The organism is Rhodohalobacter sp., assembly GCF_041686455.1.
In the GTDB taxonomy this organism is placed as follows: Bacteria; Bacteroidota; Rhodothermia; order Balneolales; family Balneolaceae; genus Rhodohalobacter.
The window spans coordinates 8,233-10,290 of the sequence record NZ_JAWLDW010000097.1; the positions used below are offsets into that span (position 1 = coordinate 8,233).

The 2,058-nt window shown below is 35.7% G+C and carries 3 protein-coding genes; 2 read left to right on the forward strand and 1 reads right to left on the reverse strand.

The window, feature by feature from the left end:
* Positions 1 to 364: 364 nt before the first annotated feature.
* A complete protein-coding gene (dtd, locus tag ACESM0_RS10630) occupies positions 365 to 805 on the forward strand; it encodes a D-aminoacyl-tRNA deacylase (RefSeq protein WP_372906191.1) in 441 nt (146 codons plus the stop codon).
* Positions 806 to 1,708 carry an alkaline phosphatase family protein gene (locus tag ACESM0_RS10635; protein ID WP_372906192.1) on the forward strand — a complete coding sequence of 301 codons (903 nt, stop codon included), beginning with the start codon at positions 806 to 808 and terminating at the stop codon, positions 1,706 to 1,708.
* 53 nt (positions 1,709 to 1,761) lie between these two features.
* Here the strand turns inward: ACESM0_RS10635 and ACESM0_RS10640 are convergent.
* The coding region (locus ACESM0_RS10640; protein WP_372906193.1) for an adenylate kinase family protein at positions 1,762 to 2,058 on the reverse strand (297 nt) is incomplete at its 5' end.

Sequence of the window (2,058 nt, forward strand, 5' to 3'; positions counted from 1 at the left end):
TTGTTATCCACAGGTATATACGAGTAAGATTGGATTTTAATTTTGTCTTTTAATAGTAGGGAGTGTGGATATGTTTACAACTTATTTATTAATATCAGAAAAAATAAGCCTTGTATTATGTGAATAACATTGTGGATAAATAAACAAGTAAAATCAAATACTTAAATATCCTTTTATAAAGTAATTAACATTTTATACGTATCACACCTATCTTTATGTTTTCATCCTTCCACATGAAAAGTTATTCTTTTGGGATGTGTATAAACCTGAAATTTTGTTGATTGATGTGGAAAGATCTGATCAAATTTTAAGGATCTTCATTATCAACAAGTTTAAGTAGACTTATTAACAGTTTTATCAACATATGAAGATTGTAGTTCAGCGCGTGAAAAGAGCGTCCGTTACCGTAGATGGAAATGTAACCGGAAGTATAAATCACGGTCTTTTACTTCTTATTGGTATCCATGAAGCAGACAGTAAAGAAGAAATTGACTGGTGTTGCAGAAAGATATCAAAGCTCAGAATTTTTGAGGATGATGAAGGTAAAATGAACCGATCGGTACAGGATGTGGCGGGTGGAATTTTAGCAGTTTCTCAATTCACTCTTTATGGAAATACACGAAAGGGGACCCGTCCAAGTTTTATTGAAGCAGCTAAACCGGATGTGGCAGAACCGCTTTATGACTATATGGTAGAACGGTTAAAAAAAATAACGAATTTAAACATACAAGAAGGTAAATTTGGAGCAATGATGGATGTAGAGCTACTTAATGACGGACCGGTCACGATAATAGTAGAAAAATAGATGTCTGTACTATTTATTTTTATTGATGGAGTAGGTGTAGGCCAGAAGTCTGAATTTAATCCTCTATCTAACCGGAGCCTAAAGTCATTTTCTTATTTCACTGAAGGTGAAGGTCTTCACAGTGGTATTCAACCCTCCTTTAATAGTGATAAACTATACTTACCTATCGATGCCAATCTGGATGTTGAAGGACTACCACAAAGCGGTACAGGGCAGGCGTCACTATTTTCCGGAAAAAATGCATCAAAAATTGCCGGTAAACATTTTGGTCCGTTTCCCTATTCTAAAACAAAATTTCTTTTAAAGGAAAAGAGTCTGTTTCAAAAAGCTCAACATGAAGGTTTTAAGCCACATTTCCTGAATGCTTATCCCGATATTTTTTTTCAAAAATCGAAGAAGAGGAATCGTTGGACTTGCACAACTCTCATGGCAAAATCGGCTGGTATTAAACTGAACGGGTTGGAAGTGTTACTGGATAATAAAGCATTAACTGCAGAAATTATTCAGGATGCATGGCGGAATAGTCTGAACCTTGATGTTCCTAAAATTACCCCGGAAGATGGAGCTCAAAGAGCATTGAACTCTTTGATGGAGTATGACTTGGTACTGTATGAATATTATTTAACTGATAAAGCAGGTCACGAAATGGATAGTGAGAAAGCAAACAAAGTGCTGGGAGTTTTGGATAGATTTTTAGTGGAAATTATTGAAAATTTAAAGGATGGAGATACCCTTGTTATATCCAGTGATCATGGAAATATTGAAGATCTATCTACGAAAACTCACACCCTAAATGCTGTACCATTGTTTGTAAAAGGAGATACCTACGCGTTTAAAAATGCAGCATCTATATTGGATGTGACTCCGGGAATTATTGAAACGCTGAAAAGAGGGTGTAAATAAAAAAAGCTCCCGTATTCAGGAGCTTTTTAAACTAGTATTACTAAGATATTTAGTTAAGAGAGTGCGTCTTTAATTCTATTGAATATTTGATCAATGGAACCAACACCGTCTACCTCTTGAACAGCACCTTTCTCTTTATAGTAGTTCAGTACGGGCGCTGTCTCATTGTGATAAACGCTAAGTCTGTTTTTTATTTTTTCAGGTGTGTCGTCAGAACGACCTTCATCACGGCTTAAAATTCTTTCAACCAACTCTTCTTCAGGAACTGTAAGAGTCAGAAACGAATCGATTTTTTTTCCATTTTTCTCGAAAAAGGCATCCAAAGCTTCTGCCTGAGCTACTGTTCTGGG